This window comes from Nocardia higoensis (genome assembly GCF_015477835.1).
Classification (GTDB): Bacteria; Actinomycetota; Actinomycetes; order Mycobacteriales; family Mycobacteriaceae; genus Nocardia; species Nocardia higoensis_A.
Map to the genome: position 1 here is coordinate 420,454 of NZ_JADLQN010000001.1, position 22,201 is coordinate 442,654.

Here is a 22,201-nt window from a genome sequence, read left to right on the forward strand (position 1 = left end):
GGCGGAAGACGGCGTCGGCCCCGCACCTGCCGGGGAGACGGGTGCGGGGCCGACGTACGTGTGCGGCTGCCGGAATTACCGGGGCGCCATGCGGATCGCGCCGTCGAGGCGGATCGTCTCACCGTTGAGCATCGGGTTCTCCACGATGTGACGGGCCAGCGCGCCGTATTCAGCCGGGTCGCCCAGGCGAGAGGGGTGCGGGACCTGCGCGCCGAGCGAGGCGATGGCCTCGTCGGGCAGGGTGGCGAACAGCGGGGTGTGGAACAGGCCCGGCGCGATGGTCAGCACGCGGATCTTCTGGTCGGCCAGGTCCCGGGCGATCGGCAGAGTCATGCCGACGATGCCGCCCTTGGACGCGGAGTAGGCGGCCTGACCGACCTGGCCGTCGAACGCGGCGACCGAGGCGGTGTTGATGATGACACCGCGCTCCTCGCCGACCGGATCGGTGGCGACCATGCGCTCGGCCGCCAGCCGGATCACGTTGAACGTGCCGATGAGGTTCACGTTGATGATCTTGGTGAAGTCGGGCAGCGGGAACGCGCCCTTCTTGGAGACAGTCTTGATCGCGTTGCCGATGCCGGCGCAGTTCACCGCGATTCGCAGGTCACCCAGCTCCTGTGCGGCGTCGAGCGCCTCGCCCACCTGCTCTTCGTTCGTCACGTCGGCGGCGACGAACTCGACGCCCTCGCCGAGTTCCTTGGCGACGGCCTCACCGTTGGAGGAGGGCAGGTCGATGATGACCGCCTTGCCGCCGTGGGCGTGCAGCTCCTTCACCGTGGCCAGACCGAGGCCGGAGGCGCCGCCGGTGACCACCGCGACAGTGTTTTCGATCCGCATCTCGAATTCCCTTCTGCGTGACCGGTCGTGGCGACCGGATCCGTGCGCTGCCGCGCGCGGCACCTCGCGGTGCGTGCGGCGTCCGTAATATAGCGAGCCCGTTGCCTACAAGTAAACCGTCGTTCTCGTCGTCTCCATGGCCGGGCGGGGGCGGTCCCGGGTTACACCGGCGCCGAAGTCCACCACTGGTCGTAGAGATCCTGGCCGGTATGGCCGTCCCAGCTCACGTCGATCACGATCCACTGCCGGTCCGGGTCGTCGAAGACGACGGTGAGCAAACCGGTGCCGACCTCGGTGTAATGCGTCCAGCGGACCCGTCCGGTGCCCGACGCCCGCTGCCAGATCTCCGCACGGGTGGTCGCGTTGTCGATGTTCGTCGCGAAGGTCGACTCCCGGCGCGGGTCCCCCGGCCGGAAGGACCAGGCATACCAATGGATCCCGTTGCTCTGCTCGCATTCCAGCGCCGGTTCGCCGCCATTGTTCAGCACATCGATTCCGGTGCAGCGGGCGTCCTGGTATCCCGTGGTGGACGGGGCGTCGGGCACCAGACCCGGCAGACGCCCGGCCAGCGTGCCGTTGCGGCCCCATGCGATGTTCACCGGGGCCCGGCCGTCCGCCGAGGTGGTGGGCGCTTCGGACGTGGTCGTCGATGGCGGGGCTGCGGTGCTGGTCGACGGGAGTGTGGAAACGGCGACCGCGGTTCCGGTGGAGGTCGCGCCGGAACGGGCGACCACGACGACGACCGCGACGACGATGAACAGAACGGCCGCGAGTACCGCCGCTGCCACCGGGGCGGCGCGGCGCAGACGCGCGGTGCCGACGCTGTCGGCACCCGAATCGGCGAGCTCGGGCGGCGGCCCCTCGGCGGCGGGTGCGGTGCGGTGCGGTTCCGGTGCCGAAGGGTGCCGCGCGGGTGGACCGTGGACCACCGGGGCCGGACCGCGCGGGCGGCGCGGAACGGTGGACTCGCGCAACGCGGCTTGGGCGGCGGCCGCCATCGTGCGGCAGTCGGGGTAGCGGTCGTCGGGATCCTTGGCCAGCGCGGTGAGCACGACCAGGTCGAGCCCAGGCGGAAGGCCAGGGACCCGCTCGGCCGGGCGGGGCGGTGGGGCGAGCAGATGAGCTCGCAGGAGCGCCGCGGGAGTCGGGCCGGTGAACGGCAGTGCGCCGGTGAGCATCTGGTAGAAGGTGACGCCGAGGGCGTAGATGTCACAGCGGTGATCGGGTTCGCGGCCCTCGATCTGTTCGGGGGCCACGTAGGCCAGGGTGGCGGTCAGCTCGCCCGCGGCGGTGAGGTGGGCCTCGTCGCGGCTGCGCGCGATGCCGAAGTCGGCGACGAAGACGTGATCGCCGCCGTCGTCGTCGGCGGCGACCAGCAGATTGGCCGGTTTGACGTCGCGGTGCAGCAGCCCACGCCGGTGGGCGGCGTCCAGTCCCGCGGCCGCCTGGGTGAGGATGCCGACGGCGCGCTGTGGTGACATTCCGCCGCGGATCAGCTCCGCCACATCCGGCCCGGCGACGAAACGCATCGCGATCCACAGCAGTTCGCCTTCGGCGCCGCGGTCGTAGATCTCCACCACGTTCGGGTGGTCGAGTCGCACGGCGATCTCGGCTTCGCGCACGAAGCGCGCGCGATATTCCGGATCGCCGCCTGCTCGCGCGTCGAGCACCTTCAGGGCGACCGAGCGCGGCAGCCGAGGGTGGCGGGCGAGGTAGACCGTGCCCATGCCGCCCGCGCCGAGCGCGCGCTCGATGCGGTAGCCGGCGAACACCGTGCCCGGCGCCAGCCTCATGTCGTGCTCCTCCCTCGTGCTCGGTCGGACGTGCTCAGATCGGCGCGGACCGCCACCAGCGGTCGTAGACATCCTGTCCGCCCGATCCGCCGCTGGCCGAGACGACGCAGAACGAGCGGTCCGGGTCGTCGAAGGAGACGTCCAGCAATCCGAAGCCGGCCAGGCTGTCGCTCGCCCAGCGCACCTTGCCGCTGCCCGAGGGCCTGGCCCAGTTCTCTTCACGCAAGCCGGCCAGTCCGGTGGTGTCCGCGCGGTAGATCAGGGGTCTGCGGTCGGCATCGCATCGGATGTTGACGTTGATGCCGTCGTCGGTGTCGGCCGGGCAGTGCAACCATTCGCCCGCGTCGTCGTTGAGGGCGCAGCGCATGCCCTGATATCCGGCGCCGGTCGGTTCGGTGGGGAGCAGGCCGGGGAAGGCTTCGACGATGTAGGCGGCCGGACCCCAGGCCGGGGAGACCGACGCCGAGCCGGGTGCGGGCCCGGTGGTATCGGCCTTCGTCGGGCGCGGTGCGGTGGTCCCGGTGCCGGTGCTGGACGGGCTCGGTGTCGACGGCGATCCGATGCCGGTGACCGGCGCCGCGACGCTCGTCTCACCCGCGCCGCGGACCAGGACGGTCGCGATCACCGCCGACACGATCAGGATCAGCACGCAGCCGCCGAGCATCAGCGCCCGGGTCGTCCGGTGGGTGGATCCGGGCGGTGACCAGCCGCCGGGCATCGCGCTCCGGGGATACGTGGGTCCGGGGGCCGGGACGGACCGCGGGTCGGCCCGAGGCCCCGGGAACGCGCTCCCGTGCTCGGCGTGGTGGGACCCGGGCACGGGCGCCGGCCCGAATACCGGTGCATCGTGGGAGCCGCCCCGTGCCGGTGCTGGCCGGGCGCCGAGCGCTGGTCGGTGCACCTCGCCTGGCGACACATCGACCGGTCCCGTCGGCGGGACGGACCAGGGTCCGGTCAGCGGGACAGACCCGGATCCGGTCGGCGGCGCGGCGACCGGAGCGTTGGGGAAGTTCGATGCGGCAGCGTGATTCGGCGACCGTTCGCCCGCACGATCGGTCTCACCTCGCGGCAACTCGTCGAGCGCCGCGAGCGCGGCCTGCGCGAGCTCGGCGCAGGAACCGTATCGCTGCCGGGGAACCTTGGCCAGGGCTCGGGCGATCACCGGATCGAAGACGGCCAGTTCCGCCGCGGTGCCGGAGGGCATCGGTGGGCGCTCGTAGAGGTGGGCCCGCATGGCGGCGGCGGGGGAGGGGGCGACGAAAGGTACCGAGCCGGTGAGCAATTCGTAGAGGGTGCAGCCCAGCGCGTAGACGTCGGCTCGGTGGTCCAGCGGTGCGCCGGTGAACTGTTCGGGGGCCGCGTAGGCGAAACTGGCCAGTACCGAGTTCGTGGTGGTCGCGGCGCCGATCGGTCGGGCGATGCCGAAGTCGGCGATGCGCACCGAGTCCGAGCCGTCGTCGGCGCGCGAGACCATGATGTTGGCCGGCTTCACGTCGCGGTGCAACAGCCCGCGCCGATGCGCGGCGTCGAGCCCGCGCGCGGCGGCGGCGACGATCCGCACCGCACGCGCGGGTGGGAGTTCGGCTCGGCCGCGCCGGACCAGTTCGCTCGCATCGACACCGTCGACGAAGCGCATGGCGATCCAGAGCAGCTCGCCTTCTTCGCCGCGGTCGTAGACGGCGACCACGTTCGGATGTTCCAGGCGGGCGGCGATTTCGGCCTCGCGTTCGAACCTGGCGCGGAATTCCGGATCGGCGCCGTGGCCGGGATCGAGCACCTTGATCGCGTCCCGGCGCGGCAGCCGTGGGTGTTCGGCCAGGTAGACCGCACCCATCCCACCCGACCCGAGCGCGCGGACGATGCGGTATCCGGCGAACATGTCTCCTGGTTGCGGCAACGGCACGACCGACCTCCTCCCGGGTCGCACGATACGCAGGTGCCCGCTCACGGTACGCGCGAGTGGTCGGCGACGGCGACCCGGAGCGCGTCCGAAAGGTCCGGGTTCGAAAGTTCGCCGATTCACCTCGAACCGAATATCCAGCGGGCGCAATCCCTTCTAGACTGAACGGGTGCGTCTGCGTCGGCTCCTCGCCTTGCCCCTGCTCGCCCTGCTCGTTCCGCTGGGTGTCACCGCCTGCACCGTCGACGGTCCCGGCTCGACGGCCGAGTGCCATGTCGACGGCTGCACGATCACCTTCACGCGCGGCGTGGACGCGAAAGCCAGCGTTCTCGGCGTCGACGTGGAATTGGTGTCTGTCGACGGGAACATGGTGACTCTCGGGGTCGCGGGAAAGAACGTCCTGGTGCCGATCGGTGAGACACAGTCCGCCGAGGGATTCGACATCGCCGTCACCGAGGTGACCGATCAGCAGGTGGTCGTGCGCATCGCCACCGGCCTGACCGTCCAGTAGCGCCGCTCACCCGGCTATTCCGAAGTCGCGGGCCAGATCGGCGAGCACCGTGTCGAACAGTGCCTCGGGATCGCTGACCGGCAGTGGGTAGTTGCCGAACACCTCGAGCGTCACGTGCCCGTACAGCCGCGCCCACAGGGTGATCATCAGGTAGGTCAGACCCAGGTCCAGCTTGTCGGCGGGGAAGTTCTCGCCCGTTCCGGCCAGCATTGCCAGCAATTCGCCGCGATAGCGGATCAGGTCCTCGCGCACACCTTCCGGGATCGTGTCGACCGGCGGGAGCACCGGATCGTAGGCGGTGAGCAGCCGTCCGGCCGCCGCGAGGAAGACCCGGCCGAACGGTTCCTCGTAGCGGCGTGGCCCGTCGGTGCGCGCGCGATGCGGTGAGGCGAACACCAAGGTGAACTCGTGGGCGTGCGCGAGCGCCCAGCGCCGGAAACCGCGGCAGATGGCGAACAACTGCAGCAGTCCGTCGTCGGGCTCCGCGGCGGCTTCGGCGGCCAAGCCCTCGGCCAGGTCGAGGCAGATCTCCGCGCGCAGCGCGTCGGCGAGATCCTCGTGGGAGCCGTAGTGCCGGTAGAGCGCGGGCGCGGTGACTCCGAGTTCGCGGGCGATGGCCCGCAGCGTCATCGCCTCGGGCCCGGCCTCGGTCAGCAGCCGCCTGGCCGCGCGCCGGATGTCGGCGGAGGCGACCGAGGGCAGCCGGCCGCGCCGGACCGGCTGCCCGCTCAGCATCGCGTCTCAGGCATAGGCCACCTGCCAGCTCTTGATCCCGTTCAACCAGCCCGAGCGCAGTCGCACCGGCTCGGACACCTGCCGCAGGTTCGGCATCACATCGGCGATCGCGTTGAAGATCAGATCCAGTTGCAGCCGGGCCAGATTCGCGCCGACGCAGTAGTGCGTGCCGGTACCGCCGAAGCCCACGTGCGGGTTCGGGTCGCGGGTGATGTCGAAGGTGTACGGGTTGGTGAAGTGGTCTTCGTCGAAGTTGGCCGAGGAATAGAACAGGCCGACGCGCTGTCCCTCTCGGATCGCATGCCCGCCGATCTCGGTGTCGCACAGAGCTGTTCGCTGGAAGGCGATCACCGGGGTCGCCCAGCGCACGATCTCGTCGGGTGCGGTGCGGGGGCGTTCGGCCTTGTAGAGCTCCCACTGCTCGGGGAAGTCGACGAACGCCTTCATGCCGTGCGTGGTGGCATTGCGGGTCGTCTCGTTGCCCGCGACCGAGAGCATGATGACGAACCAGGCGAACTCCTCCGAGCCCAGCGCCTCGCCGTCGATGTCGGCCGAGAGCAGGGTACTGACGATGTCGTCGGCGGGGCAGGCGCGCCGCTGTTCGGCGAGATTCCACGAGTAGCCCATGATCTCGGCGGTGGCCATCTTGTGGTCGCCGCCGAAGTCCGGGTCGTCGTACCCCATCATCTGGTTCGACCAGTCGAAGATCTTGCCTCGATCCTCCTGCGGCACACCGAGCAGCTCGGCGATCGCCTGCAGCGGCAGCTCGGCGGCCACCTGCTGGACGAAGTCCCCGCTTCCACTCTTCGCGGCCTCGTGCACGATGCGTTCGGCGCGCTCGTGCAGCGCGTCACGCAACGACTGCACCGCGCGCGGGGTGAAGCCGCGGGAGATGATGCGGCGCAGTTTGTCGTGCGCGGGCGGGTCGGTGTTCAGCATCATCGCGCGCTGGATGTCGATCTCGTCGCGGGAGATGTCGCCGTTGAACCGGATGACCGCGGTGTTGGCGCTGTTGGACCAGATCTGCGGGGCCTTGGAGATCTCCTTGATGTGCTCGAGCTTGCTCACCACCCAATAGCCGCCGTCGTCGAAGCCGCTCACGCCGTCGGGCTGATCGACCCACCAGACGGGGGCGGTGCGGCGCAGCTGCGCCCATTCCTCGACCGGAAGCCGGGTGGCGAGCAGATCGGGATCGGTGAAATCGAAGTCGTGCGACAGGGATGGCAGGGATGGCAGGGACACGGCTACCTCCTCGGGGCTGTGGGCTCACCTTGGAGTGAACCACACCACACCCGCTTTTGTGAACAGTATTTAGTAAAACATGTTAATTCACTTTCCCGATGCGTGTGCTGCCGGTTTGCCAGCCGCGCGCGACCGCGTGCGACGTACAATCGAAGTTGAAAGTTAGGGTCACCGAAACTTAGAATCCGGTCGTATGACGCTCGTTGTGTTCCGCCGTTCCCTCGCGTCGGTGCGCGCGCCGCTCGCGGCGCTGCTGGCCGGTCTGCTCGCCGTCGCGGTCACCGCGTGCTCCGCCGTCGACGGCGAGGACGACGGGCGTCCCACCGTCCTGACCACCTTCACCGTGCTGGCCGACATCGCGGGCAATGTCGCGGGTGAGCATCTGCGGGTCGAGTCCATCACCAAGGTCGGCGCGGAGATCCACGGCTACGAGCCGACCCCCGGTGACATCAAGAAGGCCGCGCGCGCCGACCTGGTGCTCGACAACGGCCTGAATCTGGAGGCCTGGTTCGAACAGTTCCTCGCGCAGATCGACGTCGATCGGGCGGTGGTGAGCGAAGGCGTCGAGGCGATCGACATCACCGGCGACGCCTACGCGGGCAAGCCCAACCCGCACGCCTGGATGTCACCGCTGAATGTCCGCGTCTACGTCGACAACATGGTGCGCGCGTTCACCGAACTCGATCCCGCGCATGCCGAGGACTTCCGCGCCAACGGCGAGCGCTACAAGACCGAACTCGACGCGGTGCACCGGGATCTGGTGAGCGCGCTCGCCGGTCTGCCCGAGCATCAGCGCGCCCTGGTGACCTGCGAGGGCGCGTTCTCCTACCTCGCCAGGGACGCCGGTCTGACCGAGAAGTACATCTGGCCGGTCAACGCCGAACAGCAGGCCACGCCGCAGCAGATCACCTCGGCCATCGACTTCGTCCGCACGCGCTCGGTGCCCGCGGTGTTCTGTGAGTCGACCGTCTCCGATGCCCCGATGCGGCGCGTCGTGGAGGCCACCGGCGCGGCGTTCGGCGGCGTACTGTACGTGGATTCGCTGTCGGAACCCGACGGCCCCGTGCCCACCTACCTGGATCTGGTCCGGCACGACGCACGCATCATCGCCACTGCGCTGACCGGGAGGCCCGCATGAGTGAACTCGCCATCGAGGTCGACGACGTCACTGTCCGCTACGGCGAGGTGCACGCCCTCGACGGTGTGTCGCTCACCCTGGCACCGGGGCGGATCTGCGGCCTGGTCGGCATGAACGGCTCGGGTAAGTCGACGTTGTTCAAGACGATCGTCGGCCTGGTGAAACCGACCACCGGCACGGTGCGGCTCTACGGAGACCCGCCGCGCGTGGCTCGCCGAGCCGGCCTGTTGGGGTATGTCCCGCAGAGCGAGGACGTCGACTGGACCTTCCCGCTGACCGTGCGCGACGTGGTGCTCACCGGGCGCCACGGCCGGATGGGTTTTCTGCGTCGGCCGAGCCGCGCGGACAAGGAGGCGGTGGCCCGTGCGCTCGAACGGGTCCAGCTGACCGAGCTGGCCGACCGGCAGATCGGCGCGCTGTCGGGCGGGCAGCGCAAGCGGGCGTTCGTGGCGCGTGCACTCGCCCAGGAGGCGACGTTGCTGCTGCTGGACGAACCGTTCGCCGGGGTGGACAAGCGTTCCGAAGCCGCCATCACCGCCCTGTTGCGCGAACTCGCCGCCGAGGGCGCCGCTGTCCTGGTGTCCACCCACGACCTGCACGCCCTGCCCGGCCTGGCCGACGAAGCCGTCCTGCTGATGCGCGAGGTGCTCGCGCGGGGCCTGCCCGAGGACGTACTGCGACCGGAGAACCTCGCCGCCGCGTTCGGCTTGGACGTCCTGAACCGGGAGGTCAGCTCGTGAATCCCATCGACATCTTCGTCGAGCCGCTGAGCTACGAGTTCATGGTCCGCGCGCTCATCACCACGGTCGCCGCGGCGACCGTCTGCGCGGTGTTGTCGTGCTGGCTGGTGCTCATCGGCTGGTCGCTGATGGGCGACGCGGTCTCACACGCCGTGCTTCCCGGCGTGGTGCTCGCCTATATCGCCGGACTGCCGTTCGCGGTCGGCGCCGTGGTGTTCGGCTTCGCCGCCGTGGGGGCGATCGGTCTGGTCCGGGAGACCAGCCGGGTCAAGGAGGACGCCGCGATCGGCATCGTGTTCACCACCTTCTTCGCCGCCGGCCTCGTCCTCGTGTCGGTCACGCCCAGCCAGACCGACCTCAACCACATCGTCTTCGGCAACCTGCTCGGCGTCGATCGCGGTGACCTGATCCAGGTGGTCGTGCTGGCCGCGATCACCCTGCTCGCCCTGGTATTGCTGCGCCGCGACTTCACCCTGTTCGCCTTCGACCCCACCCACGCCCACGCCATCGGTCTCAATCCGCGCGTGCTCGGCAGCGCGCTGCTCGGGCTGCTCGCCCTGACCGCCGTGGTCGCCCTGCAGGCGGTCGGCGTCGTGCTGGTGGTGGCCATGCTCATCATTCCCGGCGCCACCGCCTACCTGCTGACCGACCGCTTCCAGCGCATGCTGCTGATCGCCCCGGCGATCTCCGTCTCGGCGGCGGTGACCGGGCTGTACCTCAGCTACCACCTCGACACCGCTTCGGGCGCGATGATCGTGGTCGTCCAGGGCGCGGTGTTCGTGCTGGTGTACCTGTTCGCCCCGAAGCACGGTGTGCTCGGCCGCCGGATCACCGCCGGACGCAGACGCCCGATCGAGCCGGTCGGCCTGGACGCGCGGTAGTCGCCGGAGCCGGTCGCGTATAGCCCCCGTCGTCGACTCCCACCGAGGGTGTAGCGGGGGCGATGGCCAGGTCGGATACGACCGCACGGAACCGCTGTCGAGGAACCATCGCGGGCCGGTCTTCGCGGCCGGCTCCGCACGGTGGCCCGGCACAGTCGGATGCCGAGTGGTACCGGCGAAGACGACCGGACGCTGCCGAGCGCCGCCGTCCGCGAAACCGCCCGGCGTCGGAGGAGTCGCGAGCGCCGGGCGGATCGAGGGGAGCTGCCTACGGCGTCCAGGTGATGCGACCGCCCTGGAAATCCTGGGCCTTGCCGTCCTCGTAGTCGTATTCGTCGCTGGTGGGATAGCCGTAGCGGCCGCCCTCCGCGCCCGCGGCGATCCACTTGTCGCGGATCACGCCCCAGACCGGGTGCGCGCCGGTGCGTTGGGTGTAGTAGATCGCGCCGCCGTTGAACTGGTTGTAGCGGCCGTTGTTCGGGCCGGTGGCCTCGTCGGTGACCGGGAAGCCGAGCGGGCTCGACTCCCAGCCCAGCTCGCCCCACTTGTCGCGGATCTTGCCGCTGACGGTGTGGGCGGCGGTGCCCACCGACCAGTAGACGCTGCCGTTCTGGAAGTGTGTGAACTCGCCGGTGTTGCCGGGGGTGTCCAGCGTGCGGGTGACCGGGTAGCCGAGGCTGCCGCCCTCCGCGCCGAGGGTGTTCCACTTGTCCCGGACGGGGCCGCCCACCTGGTGCGCACCCACGTCGCCGCGCCAGTAGATCGCGGCATTGTTGGCGAAGGCCTGATAGCGGCCGCCGGCCGCGGCGTCGAGCTCGGGACCGACGGGGTCACCGAGCACGCCTTGACCGCCCGCCTGGTCGAACTCCACTTCGATCGCGCCGCCGACGTCGAACGGGCCGACCGGGCGGGCGGCGGCGACGCCGACAGCCGAGGTGAACAGCACCGCGAAGGTGGCGGTCGCCGCGGCGGTGCGACGGGCCGCACGGGACTCCGGAAGCCGTGTCATGGGGTAACTCCTGATCAGGTCGATACCGCGATGTCCGTGCCGACGAGATCGGCGCGGGCGTGCGGCGTGGCGGACAGGGACCGACGACATCGACTCCATCGTTTCCGTCCCGACCCGCGTTATCCGTTGTCGTCCGGAGGTGGCGCGTTTCACCCGCCGGACGTGATGACGCTGCCGCCGATGGACAGATACGCCAGCAGCAGAAAGAAGAAGAACCAACCCGCGCCCTGCCAGATCGGCCAGACGCGCCCCTGGCGCCACCGCTTGAACGTGATGACGAACGCGCCGATCCAGCCCGCCGCGAGCACGAGCGCGGGCCCGGCGACCATGGCCCCCTGCGAGACCCCGTCACACAGCACGGCGTCGGCGGCCTCACAGGCATCACGGGTCGCCGCCCAGATCGCGATGACCACGCCGGTGAGCGCCGCGGTCGCCAGGACCGTTACGCCGAACCGCACCACCTGCCGCGAGCCCTCCGGATCGGACCAGTGCTTGTCCACATCTTCGTGCCGGTCGACATCGCCGTCCATCCGCCACACCTCCCTACGTCACCGTAGTTACCTGCGGGATCGGGCCCAAACCGGTGCCGTGTCAGCGGGCGGTGAACGCCTCCGGCGGATCCGAGGGATCGTGGCGCATCTCGAACCAGTACGTGAGCACGACCGTCGCGTACGCGGCGATGACGACCAGCGCGGTGACGGCGAGAAGGATGAACAGCAGAGTGATGAGCACAGCCATGTTTGCCCCCGGGAGTCGGGTCGAAACGGCATCCGCTCCAGCGAAGGATGCGACGCCGCGCCCCTCGCAACGACGGACTCTTCCGAAATCGTAAAACCCCCGAACTCGCCTCGCATGTTCGCGCGCTGTGAGACCCGTCATGACGCCCTCGGAGGGTGCTGTCGAACACCACAATCGCGAGGAGTTTTCGATAACGAGTAGCGGAGATCTATGCGGACGTGGTCAGGTTGGCGTCCGCGATCCTTGCGGACCGTACCGAAGGGGGACACGCCATGGGTGAGATCTGGTTCACGTCCGACCTGCACGTGGGCCACCGACTCTGCGCGCGCCTGCGCGGATTCGGCGAGGACACCGAAGCCCACGACCGCGCACTGGCGCAGCGCTGGGACGCGGTCGTGCGCCCCGACGACCAGGTGTGGGTGCTCGGCGACATCTCCATAGGTTCCGGCGCCGCCGAGCGCCGTGCCCTCGCGTGGATCGCCCACCGTCCCGGCGTCAAACACCTCGTCGCCGGTAACCACGACCCCTGCCACCCTCTGCACTCCCGCTCCCATCTGGCCCAACGCCGCTTCCTGGGTGTCTTCGAATCGGTGCAGTCCGCCGCGACCCGCAAGATCGCCGGTGACCGGGTCACGCTCTCGCACTTCCCCTACCGCGACGACCCCGACGGCGATCACTCGGCGGAACTGCGTCACAACGAGTGGCGGCCCGTCGACACCGGCGGGTGGTTGCTGCACGGGCACACGCATTCCGATGTCCAGCAGCGTGGGCGGCAGCTGCATGTCGGTGTCGATGCCCACGGTCTCGCGCCCGTGGCGTTGGGCTGGATCGAGGAGAGAATCGCCGGGGCGGTGGTCGGCAGCCGTGTCGATCCTGTTGCGGCACAGAGGGATACGACCTGAGCAGACCTGATGGTCGCGAGGAAGTGCCGTTGCATCGTGCCGAAGTTCAGCGGCGCCAGGCGGTTTCGCGGGCCTCGACGATCGCCCGGTCCACCATGCGCTGGACCTCCTGCTGGATGCGGTCGGCGCGCGCCGGGATCGCCTCGATGCGGTCGCTCTCACGGATCAGATAGCGGCCGTCGTCGACATAATCGACGACGCAGACCTGCACGCCCTTGTCGGTGGAGCCGTCGAGAGCGGGACCGGTGTCGACGCGAATCTCGGCGTAGGCGTGGAATGCTCTGGTGAGCAGGCGGGTCGCGTGCTCACCGACGCTGCGGCGGTGGGAGCGGGGAGCGGCCGGGCGGTTGAACTCGTCGCGGTGGATGTCGACGACCGGTCCTCTGCCGGGTGGCGTGGACGGGAGCACCGACAGCAGGCGCGACACCACCGTCTGCGGTGAACAAAGATCGATCCGCAGATTGCCGCCCTCGGCGAAGTGCCGGCCGGGGAACTGGGCGGCGACCGCGCCCGCGTCGGATTCGATGGCGGCGCAGGCGCGGATCATCCGATCACGGCCGTCGCGGCGATAGCCGAACATCTCGATGCGCACATCGGCGTGCGCGATCGCGCGCAGGGCGTGATAGAGCGAGTCGTCGGACCCCATCCGGGCCACGAGCCCGGTCGCGGCCGCCCGGCGGTCCCGGTCGAATTCCACGAGGGTCTCGGCTTCGGCGCGGAACGACAGCGGGAACGGCATCCGGTCACGCCCGAGCGTCTCCCACGCGGCCCAGAACTCCAGCGGGGTGATCGTCCAGGTCATTCCTGTTCGCCGATCACCGGCGGGACGTAGCCGCGATCGGGTCCGAGCAATTCCTCGTACACATCACGCAGGTAGTCGGGTGAGCCGTGCTCGTTCTCGTCGTCCTTGCCGTTGCCGCCGCGTCCGCCGCCCATGCCGCCCATTCCGGTCATGCCCGCACGGCCCGTTCCGCTGCCTGTGCCCGTGCCGGCCGAGGTGGTGGTGGTCGTGGTCGACTGGCCCGCGCCGGGGATGCTCGAGCCGGGGGAGCCCGGCGTGCCGGTGCCCGGCGAACCGAGGCCGGGGCTGCCGGGGTTTCCCGAGGAAGGGAGGTAGCTCGACGGCGTCGTGCCCGCGGGTGAGGTCGGCGAGTCGGTGCCCGACGGGGGCGTCGACGACGGGTTCGTCTCGTCCATGTCGGAGCCAGGAGTGTCGTCGCTGGCATCGGTGTCGGTCGAGTTCTCGTCGCCCGGCGTCTCCGAACCGGGATTCTCGGTGTCGGGGTTCTCGGTGTCGGGATTCTCAGAACCGGGCCTCTCCGAATTCGGTTCCCCCGCAGGCGTTCCCGTTTCCAGGGAGGTGCCGCCCGGAACATCGACCGGTTTGTCGCTCCCCGGCGCGGGCGTCGCGGGCAGCGGCACCTTCGGGACCGACTGGTCGGCCTGCTGGACGACCGGCGCGTAGACCGTGCGCATCACCTCGTTGGCCTTGTCCTCGGCGTCCTGCGCGCGCCGGCTGTCCGACCCGGTGATCATGCCGGACACATTTCCGAGCAGCGTGTCGCCCACTGTGCTCACCACCTGGGCGATCTTGCCGTCGGCGCGCGCCTCGGAGGGATGCGGCACCTGGTAGTGGACCTGCTGGAACCCCGTGTACGCCTCTTCCATCTTGTTGGCGATCAACGACAGCGCCTGATCCACCCGGTGCACATCGCCGAGATAGCTGCGCACCGTCGCGAGCGCGCTGGAAGCGGCTGTCCCCGCCCAGCCGCGCTCCATCTCCTTGGCGATGTTGTCGTGGAAGGTCGTCGCACTGCCGGAAGTCTCGGTGGCCAGGTTCTTCCACGCCTGCACGCTCTCGCTCATCTGTGACAGGCCGATGGAATCGATGAAGCTCATGATCCGCTCGTGCGGCATCCCGATGAACGTTTCCAGCACCGGAGGCACCACCGGGTTGGTGAAGTCCCCCGCAAAGCCCTGGGAGAGCGAGGAGTTCTCGGCGTAGAGGCGGTCGCGGGCGTCGTTGCCCTCGGTCTGAGCCGCCTGCTCGGAGTCGGTCGGGGAGATGTCGTCGTCGAACAAGCCGGTCACGCGGTCGACGAGATACCCCGGCCCGCCCTGAGACAGCTCTGTCAGGAACTTCCCGAATGTCACTGTGCCCCCCTGATACTCACGCCAGCTCGTTGGTCTGCTGTTGGATCGCCTGCCGTGTCGCTTCGTCGCAGGCTTGGTAAGCGGCGCCTGCTTTACGGTACATGTCGGCCATCGCCTCGATGACGGCGATGTGCTGGACTACCGCGTCGGTGAACGACCCGGAGCCCTCGCCGCCGTCGGCCAGGCTCTGGAACTTCGTGCCGAGGGTCGTGGCGGAGGTCAGGTTGCCGAAGGAATCGACTTTCATCACTTCTTGCGAGTTGCGCTGCAGAATTCGGAGTCGGCTGACATAGTCGTCGCAGTATTTAGCGCAGCGCTCGGCGGCGCCCAATTCGATAACCAGTCTACCGGATTCGGCCTCTCCGGCTAGCCGCTTGAGCTCTTCAACCGTTTTCGACGGTGTAGTCATTGGTGTTTTCCGATCACTAGTCGCCCGTCAACGGGGAATGATGTCGATCAGTTTCTCGGCCGCATCCATTGCAAAGGTGCACGGGTCGGTTGTCGTCTTACTGTCGGCAAACTTTCCTGCATTGACCGAGACAGTTCCCTGACTGGTCGAGAACGCGATCTCGCATTCGGTGGGAGGATTGTCTCGGCCGACATAGAACCTGACTCCATCCCTGGTGTCGATCGTGACATCGGTGAACCCGTTGAAGAGGTCGTTGGCTCGAAAATCATCCATTGTGTAGGTTGTCGATTGGAGCATCAGAAAGTGGCCCCATCGACCGTCCGTGTCATTGGCCTGCCACTGGCATCCCAGCCAGTTGGTGCGTTCGGTGACGAATGGTGTGGTGTCTCTGGTAGAGAGGTCGACGCCTGTCGTCGCGATGATCGAATCGGGGACCGAGCACGGGTCGAACAGTTGCTCCTTGGTGAGTGAGGTGGGCGCGCTCACCGTGGGCTCGCCCTCGACTGTCCCCGAGCATCCGGTGACCGCAAGTGCCGCGCACAAGCCGACTGCCACACCGATATGACGCATCTCTACCCCCCGACTCCGGACCGGACCTGCGGACCACGATAGCAAGGCGGTGAAACAGGTTTCGTCGGTCGCGGGCGGTATGGGTGTCCGCCCGAGGACGATGGGTTCGTGTCGCTCGAAGATGGTGAGGAGTGGGTTCTCGACTCGAGCGGTGGGGCAGGCTGGTTCGACGCGGAGGGGCGGGTTCGGGTTCGCGTCGGTCGACCGGCGTGCGGGATGTCCGAGGTGCGTACGGGAGGCGAAAGGTGGTTGGGCGAAGGTGTATCCGGGTGGGAAGTCGCGATGACGGACGCGGACAGGGTGGTTGTCGAGGCCACCGGCGTGACCTACTACTCGCCGCTGGATGGGGCCGCGTTCTTCGGGTAGCTCGACAGGATTCGCTGTGTCGAGTCGTGCGAGGGACGTTTGCGCACTTTGTATCTGACGGTCGATCTGAGGGCTGTCGATGTGGATGGATTGCGGGAATTGGTCGCGTTGTACCGGCGGTACAACGTCGATCTCGGGGCGCTGCGAGTTCTCGAGGCGGGCCCGGTCGGGGCGTGGTTCAGTGAGCCAGCTCGCTGGTGGCACGACGAGGTTTTCCGATAGCGGGTTCGAGTGGGGCTTCCGGGTGTTCAGGCCAGTTGGTTGGTCTGCTGTTGGATCGCTTGCCGTGTGGACTCGTCGCAGGCTTGGTAGGCCGCGCCTGCCTTGCGGTACATGTCGGCCATCGCCTCGATGATGGCGATGTGTTCGCGCATGGCGTCGGTGAATGATCCGGAGCCTTGGGCGCCATTCGCCAGATCATAGAACTTCTGACCGAGAGTCGATGCGGACGTCAAGTTGCCGAAGGAGTCGATCCGCACTGCGGCTTGTGCGTGGAGCGCCGATTTCCTGATATTGCCGATGTACTCGTCGCACCACTTGGCGCAGCGCTCAGCGGCGTCGAATTCGATGATCAAGCGACCTGCAGCGGCTTCTCCGGCCAATCGCTGAAACTCGGTGGCGAGCTGTGAAGGTGTGGTCATTGCGATTCCGATCGAAGGTCCGGTGATCAGCGAGGGATGATGTCGATCAGCCTTTCGGCTGCGTCGACGGCAAATTCACACGGGTCGGTGGCTGTCTTGCTGTCGATGTACTTGCTGGTATAGACGGACACCGTTCCCTGACCGGTCAGAAATGCTATCTCGCATTCGGTGGGAGGATTGCTCGGTCCGACATAGAATTGGACCCCGCCCCGGTCGGCCACCGCTACTTCGCTGAAGTCGTGGAGGTAAGTGTTTGCTCGAAACTCATCGATCGTGTGAGTAGTGGACATGAGGATCAGGTAATGGCCCCATCGGTCATCCGACCCTTCTGCCTGCCATCCGCATCCGTTGAAGTTGGTGCGTTCGGTGACGAAGGGCTTGGTGTCTTTGGTCGTGAGGTCGACGCCGGTGGTCGCGATGATCGAATCGGGAACTGAGCACGGGTCGAACAGTTGCTCCTTGGTGAGCGAGGTGGGCGCGCTCACCGTGGGCTCACCCTCCACTGTCCCCGAGCATCCCGCGCCCGCCAGCACCGCGCACAAGCCGACCGTCACACCGATACGACGCATCTCTACCCCCGACTCCGGACCGGACCTGCGGACCACGATAGCAAGGCGGCGACACCCGCTCTCCCGGCCGAGGACAGCCTCGCCCGACTCGTGCGTTGGGTCGGAACCAGTTTTCGCGCATCTCCAACGTGGTGCGGTCGAGCGCGGTGAGCAGGTCGAGTTGCGTTCCCGCGCGGGGGAGTTCGTATACGCCCTCTGCGTCACGTATGTGTCGGCTCCCGTACGGAAGGCGCCCCACCCGGCCGGTCGGGCGATCCGCGCAGAGTGCGTCGTAGTCCCCGGATAGCATCGGCCCGGTCGTTTCGGAGGGGGAGTTGTGTGCCGCGATGTGGTGAGAAACGGAAAAGCGCGGATGATCCCGGCAGTGCCCGCCGGGGCGGGCAGTCTCGTCTGGGGGCTCGAGGCGTTCAGCGCATGGATGGCCGCACAGGAGGGCAAGGCCCAGGTGCCCTATCTCGAGACCGGTCTTTCCGTCGCCGAATGGGTCGGCCGACAGGCGGTCGCCGGTGTGGTGGTCGCCGCCTTGCTCTTCGCCGGTGCCGTGAGTATCGGCAGTCGCACCGCGATGGGGCACATGCTGATCATCGCCGGGTGCTGTCTCGCGACAGGGATGCACGCGTTCGGCTGGTGGTTTCTCCACGAGAACGCGGATCGGCTGGACGGTCCACCGTTCGCGGTGATCTTTCATCCCGTTCTCGCGCTCTTTCCGATCCTGACCATCGCGCTCACCTGGTTCTGCCTGCCCAGCGCACCGCTGAGCGATTCCGCTGCGCGGCGGTCGCGCAGCGGAAGCGCCAGGTGAGCTGGGGCGAACCTGACGATCGGTACGATGCTCCGGGCAGGGCGGCGAAGTGAAGGAATGTCTCAGCGGACGGCGGGGACGGCGTGCGGAATCTCGACGACCTGCCCGGCGTGGGTCGTGACGAAGACGCTGTCGGCGGCGAACGGCGAATCCGCGACGCCGACGGTGATGCCCGCGGGCAGCGTCAGCCCGGACGCGATGGTGCACGCCGTGCCGTCGGTGTCGACGCGCAGCACCTGGCCGGCGAAGTACAGCGGGGCGTACAGCCGTCCCGCCGCGTCGATGTCGAGATCGTCGCGGAAGGCGTTCTGATAACCGGCGGGCGGGCGGTAGTGGGTGCGGGCCTCGCCGGATTCGATGTCGATCGCCAGGATGCGGGTGTCGCCGAGAGAGACATTGGCGTACAACGTCTTTCCGTCCGGTGAGACGGCCAGGCCGTTCGCTGTGGTCTCCCGGTACCAGCCCCGGTGCACGGTGCCGTCCGGGTCGACGCGGTCCAGTGCGGGGACGAGGTCGTTGGAGGTGTAGTCGGCGCCGTCGGGTGCGCGGACCACGCCGTTACCCATCGACAGCCCGCTCGCGTACTCGGTGAGCGTGCCGTTGTCCGGGTCCAGTCGCATCAGGCGCGCGAAGCCGTGGGCCGGCGCCAGCAGCGCGGGTGCGGCGATCCCGGACCCGGCCAGCACCGTCCCGTCGGGCATCGGCGCCAGACCGCCGGGGGCCTCGACGGTCGCGAGAGTGCGCGGGGTGGCGCCGGGTGCGTCCAGGACATCGATCCGGTTGCCGAGCCAGTCGCTGAGCAACAGCCTGCCGGAGTGGTCGAAGGCGGCGGCCTCGAAGGTGCGCGGCTGGGTCGCCAGCGCGCGGTGCGCTTGCCGCCGCGCACATCGGCAGGCTCTCGGAGCCCGCGGATGGCTCAGCGGTGGCGGGTTGGGCGGTGGCGGGCTGGGCAGCGGGCGCGGCGGCCAGCAGCAGCGCCGCCGCACCGGTGGTCATGGCTCGGACGATCCGGTCGGTGGAAAGCGCGGTCATGGATCGATCCTGCGGTCTGCCGATCATGCTCGCCGGGTGAGTGGGGCGTTTTCCGACGATGTTCTGTGACTGTTCAGCGACCGGCTGCCCGGGCCGCAGTCAGCTCTTCCCGCGCAGGCCGGTGTGCTCGTGCGGGCTGAAGGGATCGCGGCGGGTGCTGACACGAAATCTTTCCAGCGATTCGATGGCGGCGGGCAGGGTACCGGCGGCTGCCACGGCACGGGCCTTGAAGGCGCGAGCGGCATCGGAAAGGGGATAGCCGACGTGAGTGAAGCGGTCCTCGAGTTCGGCGGGCAGCGGCTGGTCCCAGGTGATGACGGTCAGGCGGTCACCGTGCACGCAGTCCTGCACGCCCTGGCGCACGCGCGGGTCGCTCGTGTAGAGCCCCGGAGCGACGACCAGCAGGTCGGGCCAGGTGTGATGGACCGGAACCGACAGGGGACCCTCCAGTTCGAGCACGGTGGCCCCCAGGATCCGCAACGGCGCGCTGCCTGTGACGTCGGCGAGCACGACGACCGTCTCCCACCCGGCCTGCGCCCGATCGAACAACCAACCTCCCGCGCAAGCCGCAACGTCCGCGGCGTCACAGGCCAGCACCGCCAGCCGCCGCCGCGTACGCAGGCGCTGCGCGTAGCCCCACCAATCCGTTACCGGCTCAGCCCGCCCTGTCACATCCAACCGACCTGTCACGACGTCCAAAATACGTTGTCATCCGCTATGTTTGTCGCGACTTCCGCAGTGGTGGATCGAGCCGCGAGAAGCCACGGAAAATATGTCTCGGATGTGTTCTCGTGCTCATTCGATGAGGTCGCGGTAGTAGAAGTACATCGGCTCCGGTTCGCCCGGTTCGGTGCAGCGGAAGCCGTGGGCTTCGTAGAACCGGCGGGCGTCGGTGTCGACGCCGTCGACATTGATCTGCATTTCCTCGGCTCCCCGTGTGCGGGCCAGGTGGCAAGCCGCTTCCAGTAGTGCGTGACCGAGGCGTCGGCCGCGCATTTCCGGCCGTACGTACAGTTCCTCCAGAAGGGCCACCGGTCCGTCGGCCCACACAGCGGGGCGGAAGGAGACGACCGCGACTCCGACGGCGGGTCTGCCGCCCAGCAGGGCCACCAGGTCACCGCCGGTCAAGGTGCGGCGCAAGCGTGTCGCGAGCACCTCTGTTCCCGGTGTGGGCGTGTCGAATTCACGGTTGAACGCGTCCAGCAACTCGGCGACGGTGGCCGCGTCGGATACCGCGGCTGGGTGGATCCGCCGATCCAGCTCTTGTCCGGTCATCCAGGTAGCCTCGCCGTCGATCGGCGCTGTCGCAACGTATTTCCGATGCGTGTCGGACAGGCGGGCAGCAGGGGAAGTATCCGGCCCGCCGCGATATCTCAGAACCAGGCGTCGTTCAGGTCCAGGGTGGTGCGGTCGAGGGAGGCGATCAGGTCGAGTTGCGGTCCGGTCTTGGGCAATTCGTGGCGGAAGAAATAGCGGGCGGCGGCGAGTTTGCCCGCGTAGAAGTCGCCGTCGCGGCAGTCGGCGGCGACGGCCTGCTCCAGCCAGATCCAGGCGAGGACGATGTGGCCGAAGGCTTCCAGATAGGCGGTGGAGTTGGCCATGGTGACAGCGGGGTCGCCCGCGGTGAGGACTGTCATGGTGACGGTCAGCAGGCGCTGTCGGGAAGCGTCGAGAGCGGAGGCGAATTCGGCTGGCTCGCCGCCGAGTTCGCGCGCCGCGGCGATCGTGGTGGCCACCCGCCGGTCGAGCAGTTTCAGGGAAGCGCCGTCGTGCTGGATCACCTTGCGGCCCAGCAGGTCCATGCCCTGGATGCCGTGGGTGCCTTCGTGGATGGGGTTGAGGCGGTTGTCGCGGTAGTGCTGTTCGACGTCGTATTCGCGGGTGTAGCCGTAGCCGCCGTGGACCTGGATGGCCAGGTCGTTGGCCTCGCGGCACCACTGGGAAGGCCAGCTCTTGGCGACGCCGGTCAGGATCTCCAGCAGCAGCGTGTGCTCGCGGGCGGCTTCGGGTGTCTCGGCGGTGCGGGCGAGATCGACCAGCCGGTGGCAGTAGAGCAGCAGCGCGAGCGCGCCTTCGACATAGGATTTCTGGGCCAGCAGCATGCGCCTGACGTCGGCGTGCTCGATGATCGGGATCTGCGGTGCGGCGGGGTCTTTCGCGGTGACCGGGCGACCTTGGGTGCGTTCGCGGGCGTAGCGCAGCGACTTGAGGTAACCGGTGTAGCCGAGGGCGGTCGCGCCGAGGCCGACGCCGAGACGGGCCTCGTTCATCATGTGGAACATGTACGACAGGCCGCGGTGCGGTTCGCCGATCAGGTAGCCGATCGCGCCCGCCTCGCCGTCGGGAGTGTGCCGGCCCTCGCCGAAGTTCAGTGCGGTGTTGACGGTCCCGCGGTACCCCATCTTGTGATTGAGACCCGCGAGGCTCACGTCGTTGCGCTCACCGAGCGAGCCGTCCGCTCCGACGAGGTACTTGGGGACGACGAACAGCGAGATGCCCTTGGTGCCCGCCGGTCCGCCCGCGATCTTGGCCAGCACCAGGTGCACGATGTTCTCGGTGAGGTCGTGCTCGCCGCCGGAGATCCACATCTTCGACCCGAACAGCCGGTAGGAGCCGTTCTCGCGCGGCTCGGCGCGGGTCACGATGTCGGCCAACGAGGAGCCCGCCTGCGGCTCCGACAGGCACATCGTGCCGCTGAACCGGCCCTCGACCATCGGCTTGACGAACCGCTCCACCTGATCGGAGCTGCCGTGCGTGGCGAGCAGATTCGCGTTGCCGATGGTCAGGAAGGGGTAGGCGGTGGTGCCCACGTTCGCGGCCTGGAACCAGCTGAAACCGGCCGCCTCCACCAGCGAAGGCAGTTGCATTCCGCCGACGGACTCGTCCATCCCCGCACCGACGAGATTGGCCTTGCCGAACGCCTCGATGGCCTCCTTCACCTCGGGGATGATCGTGACCTTCTCCCCGTCGAAGGTCGGCTCCTCGGCGTCGTTGCGCTTGTTGTGCGGGGCGAAGTAGCGGGTGGCGAGGTCCTCGCACAGGTCGAGGAAGCCGTCGAAGGTCTCTCGCGAGTGGTCCGCGAATCGGTCGCGCTCGGTCAACTCCTCGGCCCGCAGCCATTCGTAGAGCAAGAACTCCAGGTCACGGCGGGAGATCAGGTCGGAGCGCACGGCTTGGTCCTCTCGTCGGGTCGATGCTCGCGGCCGGTGGCCGGCGACAGCGATTGGTACAT

Annotated in this window: 24 protein-coding genes; 6 read left to right on the forward strand and 18 right to left on the reverse strand. The window is 68.5% G+C overall.

Annotated features, from left to right (window positions below; all coding sequences use genetic code 11):
- Positions 1–75: 75 nt before the first annotated feature.
- The 3 genes from IU449_RS01830 to IU449_RS28795 form a co-directional block, all read right to left on the reverse strand.
- Entirely contained in the window at positions 76–837 is a 762-nt protein-coding gene (locus tag IU449_RS01830; RefSeq protein ID WP_195000226.1) for a 3-hydroxyacyl-CoA dehydrogenase, read from the reverse strand.
- 161 nt (positions 838–998) lie between these two features.
- Complete coding sequence (locus IU449_RS01835) at positions 999–2,630, reverse strand: serine/threonine-protein kinase (protein WP_195000227.1); 1,632 nt, start codon at positions 2,628–2,630, stop codon at positions 999–1,001.
- A gap of 34 nt (positions 2,631–2,664) precedes the next feature.
- A complete protein-coding gene (locus IU449_RS28795; protein WP_324188044.1) occupies positions 2,665–4,533 on the reverse strand; it encodes a serine/threonine protein kinase in 1,869 nt (622 codons plus the stop codon).
- Between the two features lie 166 nt (positions 4,534–4,699).
- On the opposite strand from IU449_RS28795, the gene IU449_RS01845 reads away from it, so the two are divergent.
- Positions 4,700–5,041 carry a hypothetical protein gene (locus IU449_RS01845; RefSeq protein WP_195000228.1) on the forward strand — a complete coding sequence of 114 codons (342 nt, stop codon included), beginning with the start codon at positions 4,700–4,702 and terminating at the stop codon, positions 5,039–5,041.
- 6 nt (positions 5,042–5,047) lie between these two features.
- Here IU449_RS01845 and IU449_RS01850 read toward each other — a convergent pair whose 3' ends face one another.
- Together IU449_RS01850 and IU449_RS01855 are read right to left on the reverse strand one after the other, a co-directional pair.
- Positions 5,048–5,776 carry a TetR/AcrR family transcriptional regulator gene (locus IU449_RS01850; RefSeq protein WP_195000229.1) on the reverse strand — a complete coding sequence of 243 codons (729 nt, stop codon included), beginning with the start codon at positions 5,774–5,776 and terminating at the stop codon, positions 5,048–5,050.
- Positions 5,777–5,782: 6 nt separating this feature from the next.
- On the reverse strand, positions 5,783–7,018 hold the full coding sequence (locus IU449_RS01855; protein ID WP_324188045.1) for a cytochrome P450: 1,236 nt from the start codon (positions 7,016–7,018) through the stop codon (positions 5,783–5,785).
- A 193-nt stretch (positions 7,019–7,211) separates the two neighbouring features.
- Between IU449_RS01855 and IU449_RS01860 the strand changes: the two genes are divergently transcribed.
- From IU449_RS01860 to IU449_RS01870, 3 genes are read left to right on the forward strand one after another with little or no spacing between them, the layout of a single operon-like run.
- Complete coding sequence (locus IU449_RS01860; protein WP_195000230.1) at positions 7,212–8,156, forward strand: metal ABC transporter substrate-binding protein; 945 nt, start codon at positions 7,212–7,214, stop codon at positions 8,154–8,156.
- Entirely contained in the window at positions 8,153–8,896 is a 744-nt protein-coding gene (locus IU449_RS01865; RefSeq protein WP_195000231.1) for a metal ABC transporter ATP-binding protein, read from the forward strand. The genes IU449_RS01860 and IU449_RS01865 overlap by 4 nt, the downstream gene beginning before the upstream one ends.
- Complete coding sequence (locus IU449_RS01870; RefSeq protein WP_195000232.1) at positions 8,893–9,777, forward strand: metal ABC transporter permease; 885 nt, start codon at positions 8,893–8,895, stop codon at positions 9,775–9,777. The genes IU449_RS01865 and IU449_RS01870 overlap by 4 nt, the downstream gene beginning before the upstream one ends.
- 268 nt (positions 9,778–10,045) lie before the next feature.
- Here the strand turns inward: IU449_RS01870 and IU449_RS01875 are convergent, their stop codons facing one another.
- The 3 genes from IU449_RS01875 to IU449_RS01885 all read right to left on the reverse strand — a co-directional run bounded on the left by IU449_RS01875 (position 10,046) and on the right by IU449_RS01885 (position 11,524).
- Positions 10,046–10,786 carry an LGFP repeat-containing protein gene (locus tag IU449_RS01875; RefSeq protein ID WP_195000233.1) on the reverse strand — a complete coding sequence of 247 codons (741 nt, stop codon included), beginning with the start codon at positions 10,784–10,786 and terminating at the stop codon, positions 10,046–10,048.
- Between the two features lie 149 nt (positions 10,787–10,935).
- Positions 10,936–11,316: a hypothetical protein gene (locus tag IU449_RS01880; RefSeq protein WP_195000234.1), complete on the reverse strand. Its 381-nt coding sequence runs from the start codon at positions 11,314–11,316 to the stop codon at positions 10,936–10,938.
- A 61-nt stretch (positions 11,317–11,377) separates the two neighbouring features.
- A complete protein-coding gene (locus IU449_RS01885; RefSeq protein ID WP_195000235.1) occupies positions 11,378–11,524 on the reverse strand; it encodes a hypothetical protein in 147 nt (48 codons plus the stop codon).
- A 272-nt stretch (positions 11,525–11,796) separates the two neighbouring features.
- Here IU449_RS01885 and IU449_RS01890 point away from each other — a divergent pair, with 272 nt between their 5' ends.
- Positions 11,797–12,426: a metallophosphoesterase gene (locus tag IU449_RS01890; RefSeq protein WP_195000236.1), complete on the forward strand. Its 630-nt coding sequence runs from the start codon at positions 11,797–11,799 to the stop codon at positions 12,424–12,426.
- Positions 12,427–12,472: 46 nt separating this feature from the next.
- Here IU449_RS01890 and IU449_RS01895 read toward each other — a convergent pair whose 3' ends face one another.
- The 6 genes from IU449_RS01895 to IU449_RS01920 form a co-directional block, all read right to left on the reverse strand.
- Positions 12,473–13,228: an ESX secretion-associated protein EspG gene (locus tag IU449_RS01895; RefSeq protein WP_195000237.1), complete on the reverse strand. Its 756-nt coding sequence runs from the start codon at positions 13,226–13,228 to the stop codon at positions 12,473–12,475.
- The gene (locus tag IU449_RS01900) at positions 13,225–14,580 is read right to left on the reverse strand and encodes a PPE domain-containing protein (RefSeq protein ID WP_195000238.1); all 1,356 of its coding nucleotides are present in this window, start codon (positions 14,578–14,580) and stop codon (positions 13,225–13,227) included. Before IU449_RS01900 ends, IU449_RS01895 begins: the two co-directional genes overlap by 4 nt.
- Positions 14,581–14,596: 16 nt before the next feature.
- Positions 14,597–14,989, reverse strand: a complete 393-nt coding sequence (locus tag IU449_RS01905; protein ID WP_195000239.1) for a hypothetical protein — start codon at positions 14,987–14,989, stop codon at positions 14,597–14,599.
- A gap of 27 nt (positions 14,990–15,016) precedes the next feature.
- A complete protein-coding gene (locus tag IU449_RS01910; RefSeq protein ID WP_228803633.1) occupies positions 15,017–15,559 on the reverse strand; it encodes a DUF3558 domain-containing protein in 543 nt (180 codons plus the stop codon).
- Positions 15,560–16,173: 614 nt separating this feature from the next.
- On the reverse strand, positions 16,174–16,566 hold the full coding sequence (locus IU449_RS01915; RefSeq protein ID WP_195000241.1) for a hypothetical protein: 393 nt from the start codon (positions 16,564–16,566) through the stop codon (positions 16,174–16,176).
- A gap of 26 nt (positions 16,567–16,592) precedes the next feature.
- Positions 16,593–17,135 (reverse strand): DUF3558 domain-containing protein, encoded by a 543-nt coding sequence (locus tag IU449_RS01920; protein ID WP_228803635.1) that lies wholly within the window; start codon positions 17,133–17,135, stop codon positions 16,593–16,595.
- A 352-nt stretch (positions 17,136–17,487) separates the two neighbouring features.
- On the opposite strand from IU449_RS01920, the gene IU449_RS01925 reads away from it, so the two are divergent.
- On the forward strand, positions 17,488–17,937 hold the full coding sequence (locus IU449_RS01925) for a hypothetical protein (RefSeq protein ID WP_195000243.1): 450 nt from the start codon (positions 17,488–17,490) through the stop codon (positions 17,935–17,937).
- 62 nt (positions 17,938–17,999) lie between these two features.
- On the opposite strand, the gene IU449_RS01930 is transcribed toward IU449_RS01925, so the two are convergent.
- The 4 genes from IU449_RS01930 to IU449_RS01945 form a co-directional block, all read right to left on the reverse strand.
- The gene (locus IU449_RS01930; RefSeq protein WP_195000244.1) at positions 18,000–18,923 is read right to left on the reverse strand and encodes an SMP-30/gluconolactonase/LRE family protein; all 924 of its coding nucleotides are present in this window, start codon (positions 18,921–18,923) and stop codon (positions 18,000–18,002) included.
- A gap of 145 nt (positions 18,924–19,068) precedes the next feature.
- The gene (locus IU449_RS01935; RefSeq protein ID WP_195000245.1) at positions 19,069–19,659 is read right to left on the reverse strand and encodes a hypothetical protein; all 591 of its coding nucleotides are present in this window, start codon (positions 19,657–19,659) and stop codon (positions 19,069–19,071) included.
- A gap of 105 nt (positions 19,660–19,764) precedes the next feature.
- Entirely contained in the window at positions 19,765–20,244 is a 480-nt protein-coding gene (locus tag IU449_RS01940; RefSeq protein ID WP_195000246.1) for a GNAT family N-acetyltransferase, read from the reverse strand.
- Positions 20,245–20,342: 98 nt separating this feature from the next.
- Complete coding sequence (locus IU449_RS01945; protein ID WP_195000247.1) at positions 20,343–22,139, reverse strand: acyl-CoA dehydrogenase; 1,797 nt, start codon at positions 22,137–22,139, stop codon at positions 20,343–20,345.
- Positions 22,140–22,201: the final 62 nt, after the last annotated feature.

Bases quoted from the DNA above. Each gene is read 5' to 3' on its own strand.
- IU449_RS01830 (WP_195000226.1), bottom strand. From the start codon at position 837: ATGCGGATCGAAAACACTGTCGCGGTGGTCACCGGCGGCGCCTCCGGC.
- IU449_RS01875 (WP_195000233.1), bottom strand. From the start codon at position 10,786: ATGACACGGCTTCCGGAGTCCCGTGCGGCCCGTCGCACCGCCGCGGCG.
- IU449_RS01895 (WP_195000237.1), bottom strand. From the start codon at position 13,228: ATGACCTGGACGATCACCCCGCTGGAGTTCTGGGCCGCGTGGGAGACG.
- IU449_RS01880 (WP_195000234.1), bottom strand. From the start codon at position 11,316: ATGGACGGCGATGTCGACCGGCACGAAGATGTGGACAAGCACTGGTCC.
- IU449_RS01920 (WP_228803635.1), bottom strand. From the start codon at position 17,135: ATGCGTCGTATCGGTGTGACGGTCGGCTTGTGCGCGGTGCTGGCGGGC.
- IU449_RS01910 (WP_228803633.1), bottom strand. From the start codon at position 15,559: ATGCGTCATATCGGTGTGGCAGTCGGCTTGTGCGCGGCACTTGCGGTC.
- IU449_RS01905 (WP_195000239.1), bottom strand. From the start codon at position 14,989: ATGACTACACCGTCGAAAACGGTTGAAGAGCTCAAGCGGCTAGCCGGA.
- IU449_RS01890 (WP_195000236.1), top strand. From the start codon at position 11,797: ATGGGTGAGATCTGGTTCACGTCCGACCTGCACGTGGGCCACCGACTC.
- IU449_RS01885 (WP_195000235.1), bottom strand. From the start codon at position 11,524: ATGGCTGTGCTCATCACTCTGCTGTTCATCCTTCTCGCCGTCACCGCG.
- IU449_RS01860 (WP_195000230.1), top strand. From the start codon at position 7,212: ATGACGCTCGTTGTGTTCCGCCGTTCCCTCGCGTCGGTGCGCGCGCCG.
- IU449_RS01865 (WP_195000231.1), top strand. From the start codon at position 8,153: ATGAGTGAACTCGCCATCGAGGTCGACGACGTCACTGTCCGCTACGGC.
- IU449_RS01850 (WP_195000229.1), bottom strand. From the start codon at position 5,776: ATGCTGAGCGGGCAGCCGGTCCGGCGCGGCCGGCTGCCCTCGGTCGCC.
- IU449_RS01915 (WP_195000241.1), bottom strand. From the start codon at position 16,566: ATGACCACACCTTCACAGCTCGCCACCGAGTTTCAGCGATTGGCCGGA.
- IU449_RS01940 (WP_195000246.1), bottom strand. From the start codon at position 20,244: ATGACCGGACAAGAGCTGGATCGGCGGATCCACCCAGCCGCGGTATCC.
- IU449_RS01925 (WP_195000243.1), top strand. From the start codon at position 17,488: ATGATCCCGGCAGTGCCCGCCGGGGCGGGCAGTCTCGTCTGGGGGCTC.
- IU449_RS01835 (WP_195000227.1), bottom strand. From the start codon at position 2,630: ATGAGGCTGGCGCCGGGCACGGTGTTCGCCGGCTACCGCATCGAGCGC.